The sequence below is a fragment of the Promicromonospora sukumoe 327MFSha3.1 genome (assembly GCF_000385135.1).
GTDB lineage: Bacteria > Actinomycetota > Actinomycetes > Actinomycetales > Cellulomonadaceae > Promicromonospora > Promicromonospora sukumoe_B.
This window is the reverse complement of record NZ_ARQM01000007.1, coordinates 1-20,143: the sequence shown is the minus strand read 5'-3', so window position 1 is coordinate 20,143 and position 20,143 is coordinate 1. Positions and strand designations below refer to the sequence as shown.

Sequence of the window (20,143 nt, the reverse complement as noted above, 5' to 3'; positions counted from 1 at the left end):
TCGGTCGCGCTGGTACGTGCCGATTTTTCATCCGTAGTATCGGCCGACGCCGCAGCGCCCCGGTACATCACATCCGGGGTATACCCCGCGCACGATGCCGCGTCAGGCGGCGGCGCGGCCCGACAGACCCACCCGCTCCAGCAGGTCGAGGGCGGGGCGGTGCTTGTTGAACGTGTACACGTGCAGGCCGGGCGTGCCGGCGTCGAGGACCTCGCGCGCGAGCGCCGCGGAGTACTCGATGCCGTGCGCGTGCTGGGCCTCGGGGTCGACGCCGCCGTCGGGCGCGGTGAGCCGGTCGAGGTCCCGCAGGAGCTCGGCGGGCGCCGCCACCCCCGTGAGCTCCTGGACGCGGCGCAGGCGGCGGGCCTCGGTGGTGGGCAGGATCCCGGCGAGGATCGGGATGGTCACGCCCTCCGCCCGGGCCGCCTCGACGAACCCGGTGTACGAGTCCGCGCGGTAGAAGAACTGCGTGATCGCGAAGCTCGCGCCCGCCTCCTGCTTCTCCAGGAGCCGGCGTACCTCCTGCTCGCGCGTGGTGCCCGCCCCGGGGTTGCCGTCCGGGAACGTGGCGACGGCGATGGCCAGCGGGCGGGCGGCCGAGCGCAGCGCCGTGCTGACGTCGGCGGCGCAGCGCCGCTCGTCCACCTGCCGCAGCAGCCGCACCAGGTCGATGCTGGACCCCACGCCGTCGGCCGGCGGACGCCAGTCCGGCTCGTCGCGGGGCGGGTCGCCGCGCAGTGCCAGGAAGGACCGGACGCCGGCCTCGAGGAACTCCTCGATCACCTCGGACACGTCCTCGCGGGACGCGCCCACACAGGTCAGGTGGGCCACCGGGAGCACGGGCGTGCCCCGCAGCAGCGTCGCGAGCACCTCGCGCGCGGTGGCCCGGTCACCGCCGGCCGCGCCGTAGGTCACGGACACGAAGTCCGGGCGGGCCGCCACGAGCCGCTGCGCCGTCTCCCAGAAGTTGGGCGCGGCGTTCGGCCGACGCGGGGGCATCAGCTCGAACGACACGGTGGGACGGTGTGGGTGCGGCTCGGCGACCATGGCTGCTCCATCGAACCTGGCGTGAGCACCTTGCCTTCTCGGTCCCGCGGCGACGCGGTGCCGGGTCGGCAGGTTGCTGCGGTGTCAGGGAGCCAGGACTCTCGACCGCTCTGGATGGGGTTCGCCACCATGCTAAGCGACCGTCCAGCACTGGGACAGAATTCGTCCGGCGGTCGAGACGGCCCGGTCCACGGAGCGTGGACCGGGCCTGCCCGCTACTTCACGGAACCGGCCACCAGGCCGCCGACAAGGCGCTTCTCGATGATCATGAACAGGATCACCACGGGCACGATCGCCACGACGGACACGCCGAACACGTAGTGCCAGGACGTCTCGTACTGCCCCACGAACTTGGTGAGCGCCACGGACAGCGGCTGGTTGCCCGCCGTCGTCAGCAGCACCAGCGAGGCGGCGAACTCGTTCCACGAGGCGACGAACGTGAACACGACCGCCGTGACGATCCCCGGCCAGACGAGCGGCAGGTTGATCTTGGTCAGCACGGCGAACGTGCCCGCGCCGTCGAGCTGCGCCGCCTCGTCGACCTCCTTGGGGATGCCGGCGAAGAAGCTGTGCATGATCCAGACCGCGAACGACAGGTTGAACGCCGCGTTGACCAGGATCATCGCTGCCCACGTGTCGAGGATCCCGAGGGCGATGAACTGGCGGAACAGGCCCGAGGTGAGCACCGCGGGCTGCACCATCTGGGTCACGATCACGAGGAACAGGAAGAGCAGCCGCCCCCGGAACCGGAACCGCGCCGTGTAGTAGGACGCCGGCAGCGCCACGGCGAGCACGAGCAGCGTGGCGCACAGCGAGATCACCAGGGTGGAGATCAGGTTCTGCGCCAGCGGCGTCTCGGGCGTGGACCACATGGTGACGTAGTTGTCCCAGTGCCACTCGGTGGGGAAGTAGGTGGGATCGACCGACCTGATCTCGGCCTTCGTCTTCACCGAGCCGAAGAACATGATCAGGTACGGCAGCAGGAACACCACCAGCACCACGAGCCCGGCCAGCAGCCGCAGCAGCAGGGACCCCAGCGGCACCTGGTCGCTCGTGTACTTCCTTACCCTCTGGCGGTTGTCCGACGGCGGCCGGGTCGCCTTGCGCGGGGTGGTCCCCGAGTCGGTGATCGCGGTCATCAGACCTCCTCCAGGGGGCGGACGACCCGCACGTAGACGGCGACGATCGCGATGACCACCAGGAACGCGATGACGGACAGCGCGCTGGCCAGGTCGATCTGCCGCTGGTTCTGCATGTACTTGAAGATCATGGTCATGACGGTGTCGGCGTCGTACCCGGGGATGGACCCCGTCATGACGCGCAGGATCGGCAGCGAGTTGAACACGTTGATGATGTTGATCAGCACTGCTACCGAGATGGCGCCCCGTAGCTGCGGCAGCACCACGCTGAAGTAGGTCCGCGGGCCGCTGGCACCGTCGATGCGCGCGGCCTCGACGGTCTCGCCGGGAACCGTCTGCAGGCCGGCCAGGATCGTGTACGTGGTGAACGGCAGCGACACGAACACGGCCACCGCCATCGCCCACGCGAACGCGGTACCGGGGTGCCGCGTCCAGCCGTAGCCCTCCGGCGTGCTGATCAGGCCCACGTCCACGAGGAACGAGTTGATGATGCCGAAGTACGGCTCGAGCCCGTAGTGCACCACCAGCGTGGTCATGACGACGCTGGAGGCCCACGGCACGATGACGGCCATCCGCACCAGGCGCCGGCCCGGGAACGCCTTGTTCAGCAGCGCTGCCAGGGCCAGCGACCCGATGAGGGTGCAGCCGACGACCACCACGACCCACACGACCGTGCGCCCGAGGATCGGCCAGAAGTACTGGAAGCCGATGACCGTCGCGAAGTTCGCGAGGCCCACTCCCCCGTCGTCCACGCCGCTCTGGCTGATGTCGCGTGTCGAGTTCCAGAACATCAGGCCTACCGGGAACAGGACCACGGCCGCAATGAGTGCGACCGCGGGCCCGATCCACGGCAGGGCCTTGGCAAGGTCCTTCACCGGTTTCCCCTGTTGCTTTTCGTTCGGCGTCGTTCGTGGCAGGCCGTGCCGGGCACGGCGGTCGGTGCGGGCATCAGCCCGCGTCGACCTGCTCCTGGATCTCCGTCAGGACGTCCTGGGCGGACTTCTTGCCGTCCAGCTGGCCGAAGAGCGCCTTGAACGCGGAGTCCGCGGAGGCCCAGCCCGGGTTGGTGCTCGGGTAGAACTGCGCGTCCGGCAGCACCTCGAGGAACGGCGCCAGGGCCTCCTCGCCGGCGAGCTGCTCCGAGCCCGACAGGGTGGTGGGCAGGAAGCCCTCGGCCTGGACCCACGGCACGTAGACGTCGGCGGTGTAGAAGTAGTCGAAGAAGGCGGTGATGGCCTCCTGCTTGTCGCCGTCGTTCTGGAACGCCATCAGGTGGTCCGCGACGCCCAGCGTGAACGGCGAGCCGTCCTCGGTGGGGATCGGGTGGATGGAGTACTCCAGGTCGGGGTTGTCGGACTCGATCTGCCCGACGCTCGGCGGCAGGCCGATCTGCATGCCGACCTTGCCCTGCACGAAGATGTCGAACAGCGGGCTGCGGTCCGTCGCGCCGGCGTCGGCCTGCGTGGCGCCCTCGTCGATCATCTTCTTGACGAACTCGGCGCCCGCGAGGTTCTCGGGGGTGTCGATCGTGATGGACTCGGCGTCGCCGAAGCTGCCGCCGCCGCCCCACAGCCACACCGCGGCCTCGGCCTGCGCCTCCTCGGAACCGAGCGGCATGCCGTAGCCGGCCACGCCGCCGCCGAGGTCGGAGACCTTCTTGGCGGACTCGAGCAGCTCGTCCCAGGTGGCGGGCACGTCGGCGCCCGCCTCCTCCAGGAGCGCGTCGTTGACGAACAGCGCACGGGCCGAAGCGATGAACGGCAGGCCGTAGGTGGTGCCGCCCACCTGGGCGTTCTCCAGGAACGTCGGCTGGAAGTCGGCGTAGGTCTCGTCAGAGGTGACGTCCTCGACCGGGTACAGCAGCTCGTCCTCGGCGAATCCGGCGAAGGGGCCGCCGTTGTAGATGTCGGGTGCGTCGCCGCCCTGGATCTTGGTGGCGATGACGGACTCGAGGTTGTCCCATGACTCGACCTGGAGGTTCACGTCGATGTCGGGGTTCGCCTCCTCGAACCCGGCGATCACGTCGTCCCAGTTCCCCTGGGTGGCGTCGGAGTAGCTGGGGACGAGCAGGTCGAGAGTCGTACCGTCACCGGTCGCCTCCCCGGTGGACCCGCCGAACCCGCAGGCCGTCAGTCCGGTCGTAGCGGCGAGCGTGATCGCCATGATCCCGCCGAGCCTCTTGTACTGCGCCATTGCCGTCCCTCTCCGTCGTGGTGGTGCAGGTCACGTTTTCACTTGGGTCATAATCTGTCAATGGTTCTAACAAACCTGTGACAAACGGGTGACGCGGCGTGTCGCGAGGGTTCGGCCGCTCGGCGCGGCGGCAGCAAAAAGGGCCGCAGCACGCGGCTGCGGCCCTGTTCCGGCAGGCCTCGAGGGCCGCCGTCGTGGGTGCGGAGATGCGGCAGCGCCCGCCCGGTCAGGACCGGGCGGGCGCCGCACGTGCTTCTATCGTTCGGTGGCGCCGATCATCGGCAGGCCGAACGACAGGCCGACGGCGAGGATGCCGCCGACGAACAGGTAGGGCGACGACGCAGCGTCACCGATCGAGCCGACGGCCATCAGCGCGAACCCGCCCAGGAACAGGGCGAAGCACACGATGAAGCGAACCACCAGCGCCGCCGTGGGCTCCTGCTTCTGCCTGCGGGCCACCTCGAAGTTGCTCATGAGGTAAATCTACCGGCTCGTGGTGACCATGAGCTCGCCGCGCGCCCCGTTGACCGTGACGGTCACCGTGGCGCGCCCCGGGCGCAGGGCCGTCAGCTCGTGCGTGGCGGGGTCGAGCGCGAGCACCGCGCGGCGCGAGCAGTCCCGCAGGGCGGCGCGGCCCTGCTCGTCGGTCACGCACACGCCGGTCCCGCCCCAGCTCGCCGAGACCGGCCACGCGACCGGCACCTCACGGGACCCGTCCTGCACGACGACGGCGCTCACCGGCGCGGAGCCGCCCACCCGCAGCGCCTCCGGCCCGGAGAGCGTGACCTGCTCGGCGCGCGTGTTGACCTCCCAGGTGAGCCACGGGTCCGTGGACCAGCGGCCGCCGCCCGAGGTCTTGCCCGACGCCGGCCGCACGCCCAGCATCGACCAGCCCGTGAAGCCGCCGTCAGCCGGGGTGCTCGCCGGGCTCTTCCCGGAGTTGCCGTTGACCAGGTACGGGACGCCGTCCTGCGTGCTCGCGTGGAAGACGCCCACGTGGGAGCCCACCGACGCGACCGACTTGCCGGACGTCTCCTCGAAGTCCTCGAACCAGCCGCGCAGCGTGTCGGCCTCCAGGCGGTCGGTGAGCTGGCTGGCCTTGGTCGGCAGCGGATCGTCGAGCGGATGGTGCGCGAACACCACGACGCCGGTGACGGCCCGGTCGGTCGCCGCGTCGTCGAGCGCCTCGCGCAACATCTGGACCTGGGCGAAGTCGGCACCCAGGCGGCCGGCCGACGAGTCGAGCATGACGAGGCGCGTGGTGCCGCCGGACCGGCCCGGCGTCGGGACGTCGAGCACGCGGGTGCGCTCGCCGAACTCCTCCTCGAAGTTCGCGATCGAACCGCCCATCACCTCGTGGTTGCCCGGCAGGTAGTACCAGGGGAAGTCCGCGTCGGCGAGCTCCTCGTTCAGGACGCGCCGCGCGAGGTCGAAGTCCTCGGGTGCGGCCTCGTCCACCAGGTCCCCGTTGATGACCAGCAGGTCGGGGTCGTCGGCCACGATCTCGCGCAGCGCCGAACGCGCCCCGGCCACCGCGCCCGACTCCGGGTCGCGCGCGACGAACTGGGCGTCGGACAGCACGGCGACCCGCAGGGGCGCGTCGTCGGTACCGCCGTCGGCAGCCACGACCGCGTCCTCGACGCGGGGCGCCTCGGGCGCGTCCACCGCCGGCGGCACCTGCGCGGCGATCGAGGACAGCGTCAGCGCGCCCGTGTACTGCTCGCCCGCCGTGGTCTCCAGCGCGCGCACGCGCTGCAGCTTCAGGGGGAACGCGACGCCGTCGGGCACCGGGAACGTGACCTGCCGCCAGCCGGTCCAGGTGACCTCGGGCCCGTCGAGCTGCGTAACGACGCCGTCGCCCTGCCGCACCTGGAGCCGCAGCCAGGCGCCGTGGCCGTCGCCGTCCACCCACATGGTCACCGCTCGCGGCGCGCCGGGCAGCTCACGGCCGCCCGCCGCGGACTCGGGCAGCACCGCGTACTGGCCGCGCGTGGCCGTGGACCGCGTGAAGTCGTAGGTCATGCGCAGGCCGGCCGCGCCGTCGTGCCCGGCCGCGGGGGCGAGGGTGCCGCCCGGCGCGCGGTCGTTGGCCGAGGTCCAGGAGGCAGCGTCGGCGAAGTCGGCGACGACGTCCTCCTCCAGGCTGACCGTCACCGCCACGCGGGTGGTCAGCGTGGTCCCGTCCGGGCCGGGCACGGACAGCTCGAAGGTGGTGCCGCCCACCTCGGCGAGCGCGCGGACCTCGAAGGAGCCGTCGGCGGCCGGGACGAGCTCGGCGACCGGTTGGCGGCTCGCGCGCACCCCGGCGATCCGGGGCTCGCCCGGCTCGACGGCCGTCACGGTGACGTCCCGCGCCTCGATCGGGGCGGTGAAGCCCTCGGCGTCGTAGCCGGTCAGGACCAGCGGCGCGGTCGCGTCGGCGTTCTCCAGCCCGACGACGGGGGTGTCCACGCCCGTGCGGACGAGGTCGCCCAGCACCTCCACCTCGGTGGTGCCGGTGGCCAGGCCCCAGCGGCTCAGGGACGCCGCGGTGACGACGGTGCTGCCTGATCTCCGGCCGGTCACCACGCCGTCGCGCACCGAGGCGACGGCGCCGTTGCGGGCGCGCCAGGAGGAGGGCTCGGTAGCGACGGGGCCCATCGCGTCGTCGTACCCCTTGCCCACCAGCGTGCGGTGCAGGCCCGGGAAGACCCGGTCGGCGTCGTCGGCCGGGACCGTGGTGCGCACGTCGTACGCCGCGACGCGGCCCGAACCGGCCGGGACGTACAGGCCGAGGCCGTTCGCGTCGGACCGCTCGAACCCGTCGGACGGGCTGTTCAGGATGGTGTTGGCGGCATCCCCGGGGAGCCGGGCGACCATCTCGGAGGAGCCGCCGCCGTCGAGGTTGATCGCGTCGTCGGCGCCGAGCTGGGCCATGAGGCCGCCGAGCTCGTACAGGTTCATGCCGATGCTGTGGGTCTGGCGGCCGTCGACCACCACGAAGTACGCGCGGGTGCCGGACTCGTCGAAGCCCACCGCGGTGCGCGGGTGGCGCAGCTCCACGTGGTCGCCGGTCGCGGAGGTGACCTCGCCGTCCTCCAGCAGCGGGTCCTCGACGCCGCCGCCGATGGCGACCGCGACGTCGCCCGCGTCCTCGCGCAGGCCGTAGGCCAGGTCGACCCGGTCGCCCGGGCGCAGGGTCGCGAGCGCGTCGGCCGCGGCCCCGGGCCGCGCCACGACGGCGCGCGTCCCGGCCGGCAGCTGCCCGCCGGCGGGCTGCCCGACGGCGGTCACGGTGCCGTCCGCCGAGACCGTCACCTCGACGCCCTGCTCGCCCGCGGCCAGGGGGCGCGTGCGGGTGAAGGCGCCCCATCCGGCGTCGAACACGGCGACGCCGCCGGACGGCAGGGCGGTGACGTTCAGGCCGTTGACCGGCACCTCGGTGCGCGTACCGCTGTCGGCCGGGGCCCAGTTCACCGAGCCCTCCAGGAAGAGCTGGGCCAGCCGCCCGACGGCGCGCTGCCCTGAGCCTGTCGAAGGGTCGGACCCGATCACGACCGAGCGCTCACGGCCCGGGGACGCCGACTTGAGGAGCGTGCCGTCGTCGACGCTCGCGCCGAGGGCGGCGCCCGAGTTGTTGATGTCGAAGTAGTCGCCGTTGATCGCGGCGATCGCGCCGCGCGCGGCCGCCATCTGGGAGACCGTGGCGTTTCCGGCCACGTGCTCGGGGCCCACGTAGCCCACCTGCACCTTGCCCTTCGGCACGACGCCGTCGGCCCCCGGTGCGCCGAGGTCCGCGACGAGCACCTCGCCGCTGAGCCAGCCGTTCTCGCCCAGCCGCGCGAACCGGGTGAGCTCCAGGCCGGGCGCGATCCGGCGCTCCTCGCGGCGCGTGACGATCGCGGCGCCGTCGTCGTCGAGGTCCAGCGGGGTGACTTCTCCGGACTTCTCGGCCGACGCCCCGGAGACGAGCGGAGCGCTCGCGAAGGGGACCGGAGCGCTCAGCGCGGCGGCGGCGCGCGGCACGTCCTCGGGGGCCGGGAGCGGCGCCGCGAAGGCGGCGCTGCCCGGTGCGACGAGGAATGCTGCGGTAACTGTGCAGGTCAGCGCTTTGGTGACAATTCCTCGCGGCTTTTTCGGGCGCACCGATGCCATGTCTGGTCGCATGCTCGTTCCTTCTGGGGATTCGGGGGGAGCGGTCTGCGGCAGGCTTGCGCGGCGAGGTTATGACCCAACGACCAATGTGTGAATATCACCCGAATCGCAACGTTGTTCACTGAACGCGAAACATGGGCGAGTTCGGGTGACACTACGATGCCTTCGTGGCAAACACGTCCCCGGCCTTCGACCAGCGTCCTGCCCGTGTGCGCACGGACTGGGGCATCTCAGGCGCTCTCGCCCTCACCGCCACCGATGCGCGCTCGTCGCTCGTGGTCGTCGTGGACGTGCTCTCCTTCTCGACCACGGTCACCGTCGCCTGTGAACAGGGCGCCGGCGTGTACCCGTTCCCGTACCACGACCCCGCCGGGGCGGCCCGGCTGGCGCGCACCATGCGCGCGGCCCTCGCCGGCCCGCGGTGGGAGGACGGCATCAGCATCTCGCCCGCGTCGCTGCAGGACCTCGACGCCGAGCGCCTCGTCATCCCGTCCCCGAGCGCCGCCCAGATCTGCCACACCATCGCGAACCGCGGCGCCCTGATCGTCGCGGGCAGCCTGCGCAACGCGAAGGCCGTCGCCGGTCTCGCGGCCGCGCACCTGGACGCGTCCGAGCGGCACGACGTGGTGCTCGTGCCGGTGGGCGAGCGCTGGCCGGACGACACGCTGCGCCCCGCGCTCGAGGACTACCTGGCCGTTGGCTCCATCGCCTCGCGGCTCACCTCGATGCTGCCCGACGTGAGCATCTCCCCCGAGACCGAGGCCACGGTCACGCTGTGGAAGGGCACCAAGGACATCGCCGACTCCGTAGGCGGCACGGCGAGCGGCCGCGAGCTGCTCGACTCCGGGTTCGCCGACGACGTCACGATCGCCACCGAGGTGGACGCCACCGACGTGGTGCCGGTGCTGATGGACGGCGCGTTCGTGCCGCTGGGGCACCGCGTCGCCGCGGCCCGCGGGCGCAGGAACGTGGGCGCGGGCGCGCGCTGAGCGCCCGCTTCTCGACAGGGGCCTGCTACCTCGGCGCGAGGTAGGGCGCCAGGGCGCGCACGATCTGCACGTCGCCGGCCAGCCAGGGCACGTCGTCGAGCTCGTCCGCCGTCAGCCAGCGCAGCTCGTCGTGGTCCTGGAGCGGTTCCGGCGTGCCGTGCTCGGGCAGCGCGAACCACACCCGCATCCGGTGCCGGGCCGTGATGGGCCACGCGCCGTCGGTGGGTCCGGGCACCTCGGTGCCCACGACGACCCGTACGCCGAGCTCCTCGGCGAGCTCCCGGCGCAGCGCGTCGAGCGGCGTCTCGCCGGGCTCCACCTTGCCGCCCGGGAGCTCCCAGCGACCGGCGAGGGACTCCGGCGCGGACCGCCGGGCGGCGAGCAGCCGGGTCGGGCGGTCCAGGTGGTCCACGATCGCGGCGGCCACCACGTCGATGAGGGTCTCCTGCATGCGGAGCAGTCTCCCACCGGCCGGACGGTGGCGGCCCTGCGGCTCACCACCACCCGGATACAGCACGACGACGGCGCCTCTGGGGAACGGCGCCGTCGTCGGGTTTACTGCTGCGTGTCAGGCGACGATCTCGAACTCGTTCGCCTTGGCGATCGCCTCCGCGCGCGAGGACACGCCGAGCTTGCGGTACACGCTGCGGACCTGCGTCTTCACCGTGTTGCGGGTGACGTACAGGCGTCGAGCGATCTGCTCGAGAGTGGCGTCCTCGGTGAGGTTCGCCAGGATCACCCGCTCACGACGAGTGAGGCTGGGGAGACGGTGGTCAAGGGTCATCGCGGTCATGGTCGTTTTCCTCCACACAGCGGCCGGTTCTGGGGTTCCGGCCTACGGTTGCTGCTATGAGAAGGACTCGGCGGGCGCAGATTCATGACGCGGTTCTGCAAGAACTTCTTGACCGTTATCTTTCCGAGACCAAAACCGCCCCCCGAGCGCATGAAAGTGCACGTCGGAGGGCGGTTTCGCCCGAAGGGCCAGCAGGCCCGAGGCCGGTCAGCTCCCGGTGTGCTCCGCGTACTGGGCCGCGGAGAGCAGCTCGCCGGCGCCGGTCACCTCGACCTTGAAGAGCCAGCCCTTGCCGTACGGGTCCTGGTTGACGATCTCCGGGTTGTCCACGGCCTCCGAGTTCACCTCGGTGACGGTGCCGCTCACCGGGGAGTAGAGCTCGGACACCGACTTGGTGGACTCGATCTCGCCGACCACCGAGCCCGCCTCGATCGTGGCGCCCACCTCGGGCAGCTCCAGGTAGACGACGTCGCCGAGCGCCTCGGCCGCGACGTCGGTCACGCCGATGACGGCGGGAGTGGACTGGTCCAGCCACTCGTGCTCGGTGGTGTACTTCAGGTTCTCGGGGAAGTCAGCCATGACAGCTCCTTGCGTGTAGGTCAGTTCTGGGGACGACGGTAGAACGGCATGGGCACGACCACGAACGGTTCGGCCCGGCCGCGCACGTCGACGGCGAGCTCGGTGCCCTCGGCCGACACCTCGGGCGTCACGTAGGCCATCGCGATCGGGTAGCCGAGCGTGGGGGACGGCGCGCCCGACGTCACGCGGCCCACGACGGCGCCCACCTCGGTGCCGACGCCGCGCTGCACCACCTCGTAGTCGGCGCGGGCGGGACGACGGCCCTCGCCGCGCAGCCCGACGAGCACGCGCGCGGGCGCCGACTCCTTGCGGGCGGCCAGGGCGGCGCGACCGACGAAGTCGACCGGCGTGCCGTCGTCGGACACCTTGTCGAGCCGCACCACGCGGCCCATCCCCGCCTCGAACGGCGTGGTGGTGGTGTCGAGCTCGTGGCCGTAGAGCGGCATGCCGGCCTCGAGGCGCAGCGAGTCGCGGGCCGAGAGCCCGGCCGGAACCAGCCCGAGGGGCTCGCCGGCGGCGAGGAACGCGCGCCACAGCGCGACGGCCTTGTCGGCGGAGACCCAGATCTCGAACCCGTCCTCGCCCGTGTACCCGGTGCGGCCCACGAGCACGGGCGTGCCCTCGAACCGCATGCCCATGCACGCGTAGTACTTGAGGTCGGCGAAGGCGGTGCCGCCCGAGATCTCGGCGTCCTCCACCAGGCCCGCGGTGGCGAGCATGATCTCGACGGCCCGCGGACCCTGCACGGCGATCAGTGCCTGGCCGGGCTGGATGTCCTTGAGCACCACGTCGAACCCGGCGGTGCGCTCCTGGAGCTTGGCCAGGACCAGCTCGGCGTTGGACGCGTTGGCGATGACGGAGTACTCGCCGGGCGCGTTGTGGTAGACGATCAGGTCGTCCAGCACGCTGCCGTCCTCGGCGCAGATCATCGAGTAGCGCGCGCCCATCTCGCGGACCTTCGAGATGTACCCGACCAGCGCGTGGTCGAGGAACGCCGCGGCGTCCGGCCCGGTCACGCTGATGTCGCCCATGTGCGACAGGTCGAACAGACCGGCGGCCTCGCGCACCGCGCGGTGCTCGGCCAGGTCGGACGTGTAGCGCAGCGGCATGAGCCAGCCGCCGAACGGCGTCATCGACGCCCCGAGCGCCACGTGCTCGTCGTGGAGCGGGGTCTTGCGGTCCTCACCCATGGATCAATCCTCTCGTCGGCGACGTGTCAGACGTACAGGTCACCCGGGTGACCTGTACGTCTGACACGGGCGGCGTGTTCTGACAGGTCACTCGGCGAAGGCCTCGACGGGCGGGCACGCGCACACGAGGTTGCGGTCGCCCTTGGCCCCGTCGATGCGCCGCACCGGCGGCCAGTACTTGTTCCCGCGGAGCGACGCCACGGGGAACGCGGCCAGCTCGCGCGAGTAGGGCTTGTCCCACTCGTCCGTCATGACCGACGCCGCCGTGTGCGGCGCCCCGCGCAGCGGCGAGGTCTCGGCGGTCCAGCGGCCGGCGGCGACGGCGTCGATCTCGCCGCGGATGGCGATCATCGCGTCGACGAACCGGTCGAGCTCCGCCAGGTCCTCCGACTCCGTGGGCTCCACCATGAGCGTGCCCGGCACCGGGAACGCGAGCGTGGGGGCGTGGAAGCCGTAGTCCATGAGGCGCTTGGAGACGTCCTCCGCGGTCACGCCGGTCTCGGCGGTGATCTTGCGCAGGTCGAGGATGCACTCGTGCGCGACCAGACCGTTCGGGCCGGTGTAGAGCACGGGGAAGTGCGGGTCGAGCCGGCTCGCCACGTAGTTGGCGGTGAGGACGGCGGCCTTGGTCGCCTCGGTCAGCCCGTCGGGTCCCATGAGGGCCACGTAGGCGTACGAGATCGGCAGGATGCCGGCCGAGCCGTAGCGGGTGGACGCCACGGGGATGCCGGCCGCCCCTCCGCTGGTCGAGCCTGCCCCAGCGCTGGTCGAGCCTGTCGAGACCCCCGGCGTCGGGTCCCCGGGAAGGAACGGCACGAGGTGCTCGGCCACCGCGACCGGGCCCACGCCCGGGCCGCCGCCGCCGTGCGGGATACAGAACGTCTTGTGCAGGTTCAGGTGCGAGACGTCGCCGCCGAACTCGCCCGGCTTGGCGAGGCCGACCAGCGCGTTCAGGTTGGCGCCGTCGATGTACACCTGGCCGCCGGCCTCGTGCACCAGGTCGCAGACCTCGCGCACGTGCTCCTCGTACACGCCGTGCGTGGACGGGTAGGTGATCATGATGCCCGCGACCTGGGGGCCGTGCTGGTCGAGCTTGGCGCGCAGGTCGTCGAGCAGGATCTCGCCGTCGTCGGCGGTGGCCACGACCACGACGCGCAGGCCCGCGAGCGCCGCCGACGCCGCGTTGGTGCCGTGCGCGGAGGCCGGGATGAGCACGATGTCGCGGCTCTCCTCGCCGCGGGATGCGTGGTAGCCCTTGATCGCGAGCAGGCCGGCGAACTCGCCCTGGCTGCCGGCGTTGGGCTGCACGGAGACGGCGGCGTAGCCGGTGATCTCGGCGAGCTGGCTCTCGAGCGCGGTGACGAGCTCCGTGTAGCCCTGCGTCTGGTCGACGGGGGCGTACGGGTGGATGTCCGCGAAGCCGGGCCAGGAGATGGCCTCCATCTCGGCGGTCGCGTTGAGCTTCATGGTGCAGGAGCCCAGCGGGATCATGGTGCGGTCGAGCGCCAGGTCCTTGTCCGAGAGCTTGCGCAGGTAGCGCAGCATGCTGGTCTCGGAGCGGTGCTGGTGGAAGATCGGGTGCTCCAGGAACGCGGTCGTCCGGGTCACCTCGGCGGGCAGCACGGACGACGTCGCCGGGACGGTCGCCTCGACGGGGCGGCCGGCGAGCACGGCGAGCACGTTCGCGACGTCCTGGGCCGTGGTGGTCTCGTCGGCGCTGATCTGCACGTGGTCGGCGTCCGGCACGTAGAGGTTGTAGCCGGCGTCGGCCGCCGCGCGGGCGATCTCCTGGGCCTTGCCCGGGACCGCGGCGCGGACGGTGTCGAAGAAGACGTCGTGCTCGACGTCGACCCCGGCGGCGCGGAGGCCCCCGGCCAGGGACACGGCGTGCCCGTGGACGCGGGTCGCGATCGCCCGGAGCCCCTCGGGCCCGTGGTAGACCGCGTACATGCTGGCCACGATGGCCAACAAGGCCTGCGCGGTGCAGATGTTGCTCGTGGCCTTCTCGCGGCGGATGTGCTGCTCGCGGGTGGCCAGCGCGAGGCGGTAGCCGGCGGCGCCGTCGACGTCGATCGAGACGCCGACCAGGCGGCCGGGGAGCTGCCGCTCCAGGCCCTTCTTCACGGCCATGTAGGCGGCGTGCGGGCCGCCGTAGAACAGCGGGACGCCGAAGCGCTGCGCGGAGCCCACGGAGATGTCCGCGCCGAGCTCACCGGGGCTGACCAGGAGCGTCAGGGCGAGCAGGTCGGTGGCGACGGTGACGAGCGCGCCGGCCTCCTTGGCCTCGGCGACCACGGCGCGGGCGTCGAGCACCCGGCCGGACGCCCCGGCCTGCTGCAGCACGACGCCGACCAGCTGGCCGGCCGGCAGCTCGGCGGGCAGGCCGGCCTGGAGGCCGTTCGAGAGGTCCGCGACGACGACCGGGAGGCCGATGGCCTCGGCGCGGCCCCGCGCCACGGCGAGCGACTGGCCGAACAGGTCGGCGTCGAGGACGACGTAGCCCTCCTTGGCGCGCGAGGCGCGCCACATCAGGGCCACGGCCTCGGCCACGGCGCTGGCCTCGTCGAGCAGGGAGGCGTTCGCGATCTCGAGGCCCGTCAGGTCCTCGACCGCGGTCTGGAAGTTGAGCAGCGCCTCCAGGCGGCCCTGGCTGATCTCCGGCTGGTACGGCGTGTAGGCCGTGTACCAGGCGGGCGACTCGAGCACGTTGCGGCGGATGACGGCGGGCGTGTGCGTGCCGTAGAAGCCCTGCCCGATCATCTGGGTCTTGACCTGGTTCTTGCCCGCGAGCTCGCGCAGGTGGGCGAGCACCTCGGCCTCGGTGCGGGCGGCGGGCAGGTCCAGCGGCGCCTGGGTGCGGATCGCCTTGGGGACGGCCCGGTCGACGAGGGTGTCCATCGTGTCGATGCCGAGCTGGTCCAGCATGGTGCGGACCTCGCGGCCGCGCGGGCCGAGATGCCGGTCGGCGAAGACGTCGGGGTCGAAGACGTCGGAATTGTGGGGCGTGCTCACGGCGGGCTCCTGGCTGTCCGAGGGCGTGGGGACGACTGCGGTCCCTCCCCGCTCTGTCATCGGACTCCTGCCCGCTCGCGGGCACGCGTCGACCTGAGAGTTTTGCCGGTCCGTCTTGTTCCCTCCCGGCGTCGGGGAGGAGGGCGGGACGCGCCGGCTTGCACCGTCGGTGGAGCCGCCGCGCCCGGTTGCCCGCGGCGGCGGCTCGCTTTCCAGAGTTGCCTCACCGCGGCGGTACGGGGGCCTGAGAGATTCCCGGGGAGGAACTTGCTCCTTCGGCGCCGGTTCGCGCGGCGTCGGACGACGACGGCGCGGGGCCGGACTCTCCCGCCGCGGTTCTGGCGGCACGGTCCTGGTCGGCTGAGCGAGCCAGGGCCGTTGAAGATGTTCAGTTATGCGGACATCGTAGCCGCCGCTACCCCAGGTCGATCTCGCGCGCTGCGAGGACCATCTCGTCCACCACCGCGCGGACGATCGGGCCGGGCTCGTGCCGGTTCTGCCGGTGCCGCACCACGAGCCGGCGCGAGCCGAGCCCGGCGAGCGACACGACGACGACGTTGTCCGGCACCTCCCGCTGGAGGGCCAGCGCGGGCAGCATCGCGACGCCCTGGCCGGCGGCGACCAACGAGATGGCGGTGTCGAAGTCGTTGTACGCGTGCCGGGTCTCGAACGTGGTGCCGAGCTGGGCGGCCAGCCGGCTCAGCGCGCGCTCGGCCGCCGACTCCGCCTGCGGACCCACCCAGGCGAGCGTGGCGAGGTCGTCGAGCCGCTCCGGCTCGGGCAGGCTGGTGGGCACCACGATGCGCCACGGCTCGTCGAGCAGCGGCACGTCGTGCGCCCCGCGCGGCGCCGGGGCGTCGACGGCCACGTCACGCTCCAGCACCACGGCGTCCAGGTCACCCGCCCGCAGCCGGCGTACCGACTCGATCGGGTCGTACTCCTGCACGTCGACCTCGATGTGCGGGTGCCGCTCGACGAGCGAGACGAGCATCGGCGCGATGACGGTACGGATCGCCGTCTGGATGGACCCGATCGAGATGCGGCCCGTGAGCTCGCCCTCCAGGGCGGCGACGGCCTGCCGCGCCTGGACCAGCTCCGCCTCGATGCGCTCGGCCGCATCGGCGAGCACCCGGCCGGCGGGTGTGAGGGTCACGCCGCGAGGCCCGCGATCCAGCACGTCGATGCCCTCCTCGGCCTCCAGCCGGGCGATCTGCTGCGACACCGCGGACGGCGTCACGTGCAGCAGGTCGGCCGCCGCGAGCACCCCGCCGGCACGGTGCACGGCAAGGAGGAAAGCGAGTCTTCGCGGGTCAGTGGCCATGTAGCGATGCTACATCCCGGAGTCACAAACATTCGATTGTGCTGAAGGCGCAAGTGACTCATGATTGATCCTGGCAGCGGCCGGACCAAGCTCCTCCCGGACCGCCGGCCACCCCCTTCCCCCTGGACACCGTATCTCGGTCTCCGCCACCTCCTCGAATCGTTTCGAGCAGTTTCCCCAGGAGTTCCTCATGTCCCTCATGCTGGTCGTCACCGTCCTCGGCTGGGTTGGCGCCATCGCCGGCCTCGTGGCCTATGCCATGGTCAGCCGCGGGCGCTGGAGCGCCGACTCCCTCGCGTTCCAGGGGACCAACATGCTGGCCGCCATGACCCTGCTCAGCGTGGCCGCCGCCAACGGCATCTGGCCGTCCGCCGCGTCGAACATGGCCGCCCTCCTGATCGGCGTGAACGCGGTGTTCACCGTGGTGCGCGGCAAGAAGCGCGCCGCCAAGGAGGCGGCCGCGCTGCGGGTCGTCGAGGACACCGTCACCGACGTGGTGCCCGACCACGTCCCGGACCACCTCGTCGACGACGCGCCCGCGCCGCGGCCCGCGGTCAGCTACCGCGCGTACGCCGAGGCCGCCTGACGCACGACGTCGGGGCGTGCCCCGCGGGATCCGGTGTCTCCCCCCGGATCCGGCGGGGCACGTCTGTCTCGGTCGGACGTAGGCTTCGTCGCCCTCTGCTCTGTTTCGGTCGAACGTAGGCTTCGTCGCCTTCTGAGCGCTCAGACGCCGACGAACCCTACGTTCGCGCCGGGCGGCAGCGCGGGTTACGCGGGGGGTGGGATGTGGTGCGCTGGCACCATGACCCCGCGTATCCGACAGGTGGTGCTGGACACCACGGACGCCCGCGCTCTCGCCGAGTTCTACCGGGAGCTGTTCGAGCTCGCGTACCGCCCCGGCGACGAGCCGCCGCCGGAGGGCGACCCCGACCCGAACGGCAACGACTGGCTGGTGCTGCGCAACGACGACGGCGCGCACCTCGCGTTCCAGCAGGTCTACGACCTGCCGCGGTCGACATGGCCCGAGTCCGGCATCCCGCAGCAGCTCCACCTCGACACAACTGTGCCGGACGTCGACGCGCTGGTCGCGGCGCGCGACCACGCCCTCGCGCTCGGCGCGACGCTGCTCTACGACCGGTCGGACGACCCGGAGGAGCCGCTCTACGTGTTCGGCGACCCGATGGGTCACCCGTTCTGCGTCTTCGTGGGCTGACGGTGGCCGGCTGACGGGAGGTAGCGGGCGGCGGGGCGCGGCTAGAAGGCCACGTCCACGACCAGTGCGCGGTGGTCCGAGACACCGGTGTCCACGACCCGGCCGACGGCGGCGGGACCAGGAACGCCGGCCGCGGCGTCGGCCCGGATGCCCGTGTCGTCGTCGAGCAGCACGTGGTCGATCTGGAACCGGGGGTCGTGCCGCGGGAACGTGTCGCCGATCCCGAGCGGGCGCCAGCCCGTGCGGTCGGCCGGAACAGATCCGCGCAGGTTGAAGTCGCCCAGCAGCACCAGGGGACGTGGCAGCCCCACGAGCCGTCGCCGCAGGTAGTCCACCTGGTGCTCCGCCTGCCGCTCGCCGGGCGCACCCCGGCGGTAGCCGACGGCGCGGCGCGCTATCCCGGCCGCCCGGCCGACGGCGGAGAACCGGTACACGCTCAGGTGGGTGCAGACCACGGTGACCGGGCCGGACGGCGCGTCGACCCGGGCCGCGAGCGCCACCCGTGGCTCGTCGGTGCCGAGCTGCACCCGGCCCCAGACCCAGGGCGTCGCGGGTGGCAGCAGCACGCTGTGCCAGCTCAGCACCGGAAAGCGCGACAATAGCGCGATGCCGTAGCCGGGGGCGCCGGGCCGGTCGGCGCGCCGGGCGCGGCGTCGGACACCGGGGTAGCGGAACGGGCCGGCGAGCGCCGGCCGGAACCGGTGGTCGACGGCGCCCATCGCCGCCGCGCACAGTGCCGCCTGGTCCGCTCCCCCGGACCGCGACTGCCCGCGGTCCACCTCCTGCAGCCCGACGACGTCGGCGTCGAGCGCTGCGACGGCCTGGGCCAGGCGGTCGTTGTCGACGCGGCCGTCGGGGCCGAGGCCGTGCTGGACGTTGAACGTGGCGATGCGCACGTGCACGATCCTGGGCCCGGCGGGCGGGAAGCGCTACCCCGGCACGACCGGGTCGGCGAGGAAGGCGTCGATCGCCTCGCGGGTGGGGAACACGGTGATGCCCGGGCCGGAGATCAGGTGCACCAGCGTGACGGCGATCTCCCGAACCGCGACGTTCGCCGCGTTCGACGCCTCGCGCAGGCGGTCGAACGCCTCCTCCTCCTCGACGCCGTAGACCACCATCAGCACGCCTTTGGCCTGCTCGATCACCGCGCGGCGCTCCGCAGAGGCCCGGATCGAGGCGGTCGCGTCGCGGGCCGCCGCCTCCCGCTGCGACTCGGTGACGTCGATGTAGTAACCGAACAGCTCGGTCACCCCGCCGGACTCCGGGTCGCGGTGGCCCTGCCCGGTCACCGCGAGCGTCCGCGCCTCGCCCCGGGCATCCACGATCCGGTGCACCGAGCTGAACGGCTGCCCGCTCTCGGCCGCCTGCCGCAGCACGCCGTCCACGCGGGCGCGGTCGTCGGGGTGCTTGTGCGAGAGCAGCAGGGGCGTCGTCGGCACGACCTCGCCCGGCTCGAAGCCGTGCATCACGTATACCTCGTCCGACCACGCCCACTCGCCCGTGGACAGGTCGAGCCGGTACCTACCGACCGGTGACCGGCTACCGCCGGCGAGCACCTCCTCGGCGTCGTCCACGATCGTGGGCTCGTCGGGCGTCGGTACAGGGTTCACGAGGCTCCTTGCTGGGCTGATACGCCTGGCTTGGTGGCTCCGAGCGTACGGGATGTGCGGCCGGTCGGGCCTCGGGCTAGCGTGAATCGGGTTCAACGAGGAGCCGTCGAGACGTCGCACGACGATGGAGGACGACATGAGCCAGGACCAGGCGTTCCCACCGCAGCAGCAGAACCCGCCGGGTGCCACGGACCAGATGGACCCCGCCCCCGACCACGGCGAGACGAGCTACGTCGGCAGCGAGAAGCTCGTGGGCCGCAAGGCCCTGGTGACCGGCGGGGACTCCGGGATCGGCCGGGCGGTCGCCATCGCGTTCGCGCGGGAGGGCGCCGACGTCGCGATCTCGTACCTGCCCGAGGAGGAGCACGACGCCCGGGCGACGGCGGAGCTGGTGCGCGACGCGGGACGTCAGTGCTCCCTGCTGCCGGGCGACCTGCGGGACGAGCCGACGGCGCGCGGCGTGGCGCACCGGGCTGCGGGCGAGCTGGGCGGCATCGACGTGCTGGTCAACAACGCGGGATACCAGATGGCGCGGCGGCGGTCGGTCGCGGACGTGACCACCGAGGAGCTCGACCGGGTGCTCAAGACCAACCTGTACGCCCTGTTCTGGGTGACGCAGGCCGCGCTCGGGCACATGGGTTCGGGCAGCTCCATCATCAACAACTCGTCGATCCAGGCCTACCAGCCGTCCACGTCACTGCTCGACTACGCGGCCACCAAGGCCGCGATCAACAACATCACCGTCAACCTCGCCGCCGAGCTGGGGCCGCGAGGCATCCGGGTGAACGCCGTCGCGCCCGGACCCATCTGGACCCCGCTGCAGCCCGCGACCCAGCCCGAGGAGAAGATCACCGTGTTCGGCACCGACACCCCGCTCGGCCGGGCCGGGCAGCCCGCCGAGGTGGCACCCGCGTTCGTCT

The 20,143-nt window shown here is 72.2% G+C and carries 18 protein-coding genes and 2 riboswitches; of the genes, 4 read left to right on the top strand and 14 right to left on the bottom strand.

Annotated features, from left to right (window positions below; all coding sequences use genetic code 11):
• Positions 1–102: 102 nt before the first annotated feature.
• From H291_RS0103515 to H291_RS0103490, 6 genes are all read right to left on the bottom strand, one after another.
• On the bottom strand, positions 103–1,014 hold the full coding sequence (locus H291_RS0103515; RefSeq protein WP_232215981.1) for a methylenetetrahydrofolate reductase: 912 nt from the start codon (positions 1,012–1,014) through the stop codon (positions 103–105).
• Between the two features lie 37 nt (positions 1,015–1,051).
• A riboswitch (SAM riboswitch) is annotated at positions 1,052–1,168 on the bottom strand.
• 94 nt (positions 1,169–1,262) lie between these two features.
• Positions 1,263–2,186: a carbohydrate ABC transporter permease gene (locus H291_RS0103510; protein ID WP_020013599.1), complete on the bottom strand. Its 924-nt coding sequence runs from the start codon at positions 2,184–2,186 to the stop codon at positions 1,263–1,265.
• Positions 2,186–3,061, bottom strand: a complete 876-nt coding sequence (locus tag H291_RS0103505; RefSeq protein WP_020013598.1) for a carbohydrate ABC transporter permease — start codon at positions 3,059–3,061, stop codon at positions 2,186–2,188. The genes H291_RS0103510 and H291_RS0103505 overlap by 1 nt, the downstream gene beginning before the upstream one ends.
• A gap of 73 nt (positions 3,062–3,134) precedes the next feature.
• Positions 3,135–4,379 (bottom strand): extracellular solute-binding protein, encoded by a 1,245-nt coding sequence (locus H291_RS0103500; RefSeq protein ID WP_020013597.1) that lies wholly within the window; start codon positions 4,377–4,379, stop codon positions 3,135–3,137.
• A 255-nt stretch (positions 4,380–4,634) separates the two neighbouring features.
• Entirely contained in the window at positions 4,635–4,853 is a 219-nt protein-coding gene (locus H291_RS0103495) for a hypothetical protein (RefSeq protein WP_020013596.1), read from the bottom strand.
• Between the two features lie 9 nt (positions 4,854–4,862).
• Positions 4,863–8,525 (bottom strand): phosphodiester glycosidase family protein, encoded by a 3,663-nt coding sequence (locus tag H291_RS0103490; protein WP_232215980.1) that lies wholly within the window; start codon positions 8,523–8,525, stop codon positions 4,863–4,865.
• 155 nt (positions 8,526–8,680) lie between these two features.
• Here H291_RS0103490 and H291_RS28485 point away from each other — a divergent pair, with 155 nt between their 5' ends.
• On the top strand, positions 8,681–9,502 hold the full coding sequence (locus H291_RS28485; protein WP_084467701.1) for a 2-phosphosulfolactate phosphatase: 822 nt from the start codon (positions 8,681–8,683) through the stop codon (positions 9,500–9,502).
• A gap of 25 nt (positions 9,503–9,527) precedes the next feature.
• Here H291_RS28485 and H291_RS0103480 read toward each other — a convergent pair whose 3' ends face one another.
• The 6 genes from H291_RS0103480 to H291_RS0103455 all read right to left on the bottom strand — a co-directional run bounded on the left by H291_RS0103480 (position 9,528) and on the right by H291_RS0103455 (position 16,397).
• On the bottom strand, positions 9,528–9,953 hold the full coding sequence (locus tag H291_RS0103480) for a (deoxy)nucleoside triphosphate pyrophosphohydrolase (RefSeq protein WP_020013593.1): 426 nt from the start codon (positions 9,951–9,953) through the stop codon (positions 9,528–9,530).
• A 117-nt stretch (positions 9,954–10,070) separates the two neighbouring features.
• Positions 10,071–10,295 carry a helix-turn-helix domain-containing protein gene (locus H291_RS0103475; RefSeq protein WP_026365353.1) on the bottom strand — a complete coding sequence of 75 codons (225 nt, stop codon included), beginning with the start codon at positions 10,293–10,295 and terminating at the stop codon, positions 10,071–10,073.
• 207 nt (positions 10,296–10,502) lie between these two features.
• Positions 10,503–10,874, bottom strand: a complete 372-nt coding sequence (gene gcvH / locus H291_RS0103470) for a glycine cleavage system protein GcvH (RefSeq protein ID WP_020013591.1) — start codon at positions 10,872–10,874, stop codon at positions 10,503–10,505.
• Positions 10,875–10,894: 20 nt separating this feature from the next.
• Positions 10,895–12,064, bottom strand: coding sequence for a glycine cleavage system aminomethyltransferase GcvT (gene gcvT, locus H291_RS0103465; RefSeq protein ID WP_020013590.1), 1,170 nt, complete (start codon positions 12,062–12,064; stop codon positions 10,895–10,897).
• Positions 12,065–12,151: 87 nt separating this feature from the next.
• Positions 12,152–15,136 (bottom strand): aminomethyl-transferring glycine dehydrogenase, encoded by a 2,985-nt coding sequence (gene gcvP, locus H291_RS0103460; RefSeq protein WP_084467698.1) that lies wholly within the window; start codon positions 15,134–15,136, stop codon positions 12,152–12,154.
• 162 nt (positions 15,137–15,298) lie between these two features.
• A riboswitch (glycine riboswitch) is annotated at positions 15,299–15,416 on the bottom strand.
• A 75-nt stretch (positions 15,417–15,491) separates the two neighbouring features.
• Positions 15,492–16,397: a LysR family transcriptional regulator gene (locus H291_RS0103455; RefSeq protein ID WP_026365352.1), complete on the bottom strand. Its 906-nt coding sequence runs from the start codon at positions 16,395–16,397 to the stop codon at positions 15,492–15,494.
• 190 nt (positions 16,398–16,587) lie between these two features.
• Between H291_RS0103455 and H291_RS28480 the strand changes: the two genes are divergently transcribed.
• Positions 16,588–16,983: a hypothetical protein gene (locus H291_RS28480; RefSeq protein WP_020013587.1), complete on the top strand. Its 396-nt coding sequence runs from the start codon at positions 16,588–16,590 to the stop codon at positions 16,981–16,983.
• Positions 16,984–17,202: 219 nt separating this feature from the next.
• Positions 17,203–17,613 (top strand): VOC family protein, encoded by a 411-nt coding sequence (locus H291_RS0103445; RefSeq protein ID WP_033325648.1) that lies wholly within the window; start codon positions 17,203–17,205, stop codon positions 17,611–17,613.
• Between the two features lie 41 nt (positions 17,614–17,654).
• On the opposite strand, the gene H291_RS0103440 is transcribed toward H291_RS0103445, so the two are convergent.
• Positions 17,655–18,509, bottom strand: a complete 855-nt coding sequence (locus tag H291_RS0103440; protein ID WP_020013585.1) for an endonuclease/exonuclease/phosphatase family protein — start codon at positions 18,507–18,509, stop codon at positions 17,655–17,657.
• Between the two features lie 33 nt (positions 18,510–18,542).
• A complete protein-coding gene (locus H291_RS0103435) occupies positions 18,543–19,223 on the bottom strand; it encodes a PAS and ANTAR domain-containing protein (RefSeq protein WP_020013584.1) in 681 nt (226 codons plus the stop codon).
• 136 nt (positions 19,224–19,359) lie between these two features.
• Between H291_RS0103435 and H291_RS0103430 the strand changes: the two genes are divergently transcribed.
• The coding region (locus H291_RS0103430; RefSeq protein ID WP_026365351.1) for an SDR family oxidoreductase at positions 19,360–20,143 on the top strand (784 nt) is incomplete at its 3' end.

What these genes read in the sequence shown, in the direction of transcription:
- H291_RS0103480 (WP_020013593.1), bottom strand. Translation starts at nt 9,953, where the DNA reads ATGCAGGAGACCCTCATCGACGTGGTGGCCGCCGCGATCGTGGACCAC.
- H291_RS0103475 (WP_026365353.1), bottom strand. Translation starts at nt 10,295, where the DNA reads ATGACCGCGATGACCCTTGACCACCGTCTCCCCAGCCTCACTCGTCGT.
- H291_RS28480 (WP_020013587.1), top strand. Translation starts at nt 16,588, where the DNA reads ATGTCCCTCATGCTGGTCGTCACCGTCCTCGGCTGGGTTGGCGCCATC.
- H291_RS0103495 (WP_020013596.1), bottom strand. Translation starts at nt 4,853, where the DNA reads ATGAGCAACTTCGAGGTGGCCCGCAGGCAGAAGCAGGAGCCCACGGCG.
- gcvT (WP_020013590.1), bottom strand. Translation starts at nt 12,064, where the DNA reads ATGGGTGAGGACCGCAAGACCCCGCTCCACGACGAGCACGTGGCGCTC.
- gcvP (WP_084467698.1), bottom strand. Translation starts at nt 15,136, where the DNA reads ATGACAGAGCGGGGAGGGACCGCAGTCGTCCCCACGCCCTCGGACAGC.
- H291_RS0103490 (WP_232215980.1), bottom strand. Translation starts at nt 8,525, where the DNA reads ATGCGACCAGACATGGCATCGGTGCGCCCGAAAAAGCCGCGAGGAATT.
- gcvH (WP_020013591.1), bottom strand. Translation starts at nt 10,874, where the DNA reads ATGGCTGACTTCCCCGAGAACCTGAAGTACACCACCGAGCACGAGTGG.
- H291_RS0103455 (WP_026365352.1), bottom strand. Translation starts at nt 16,397, where the DNA reads ATGGCCACTGACCCGCGAAGACTCGCTTTCCTCCTTGCCGTGCACCGT.
- H291_RS0103510 (WP_020013599.1), bottom strand. Translation starts at nt 2,186, where the DNA reads ATGACCGCGATCACCGACTCGGGGACCACCCCGCGCAAGGCGACCCGG.
- H291_RS0103445 (WP_033325648.1), top strand. Translation starts at nt 17,203, where the DNA reads ATGACCCCGCGTATCCGACAGGTGGTGCTGGACACCACGGACGCCCGC.
- H291_RS0103500 (WP_020013597.1), bottom strand. Translation starts at nt 4,379, where the DNA reads ATGGCGCAGTACAAGAGGCTCGGCGGGATCATGGCGATCACGCTCGCC.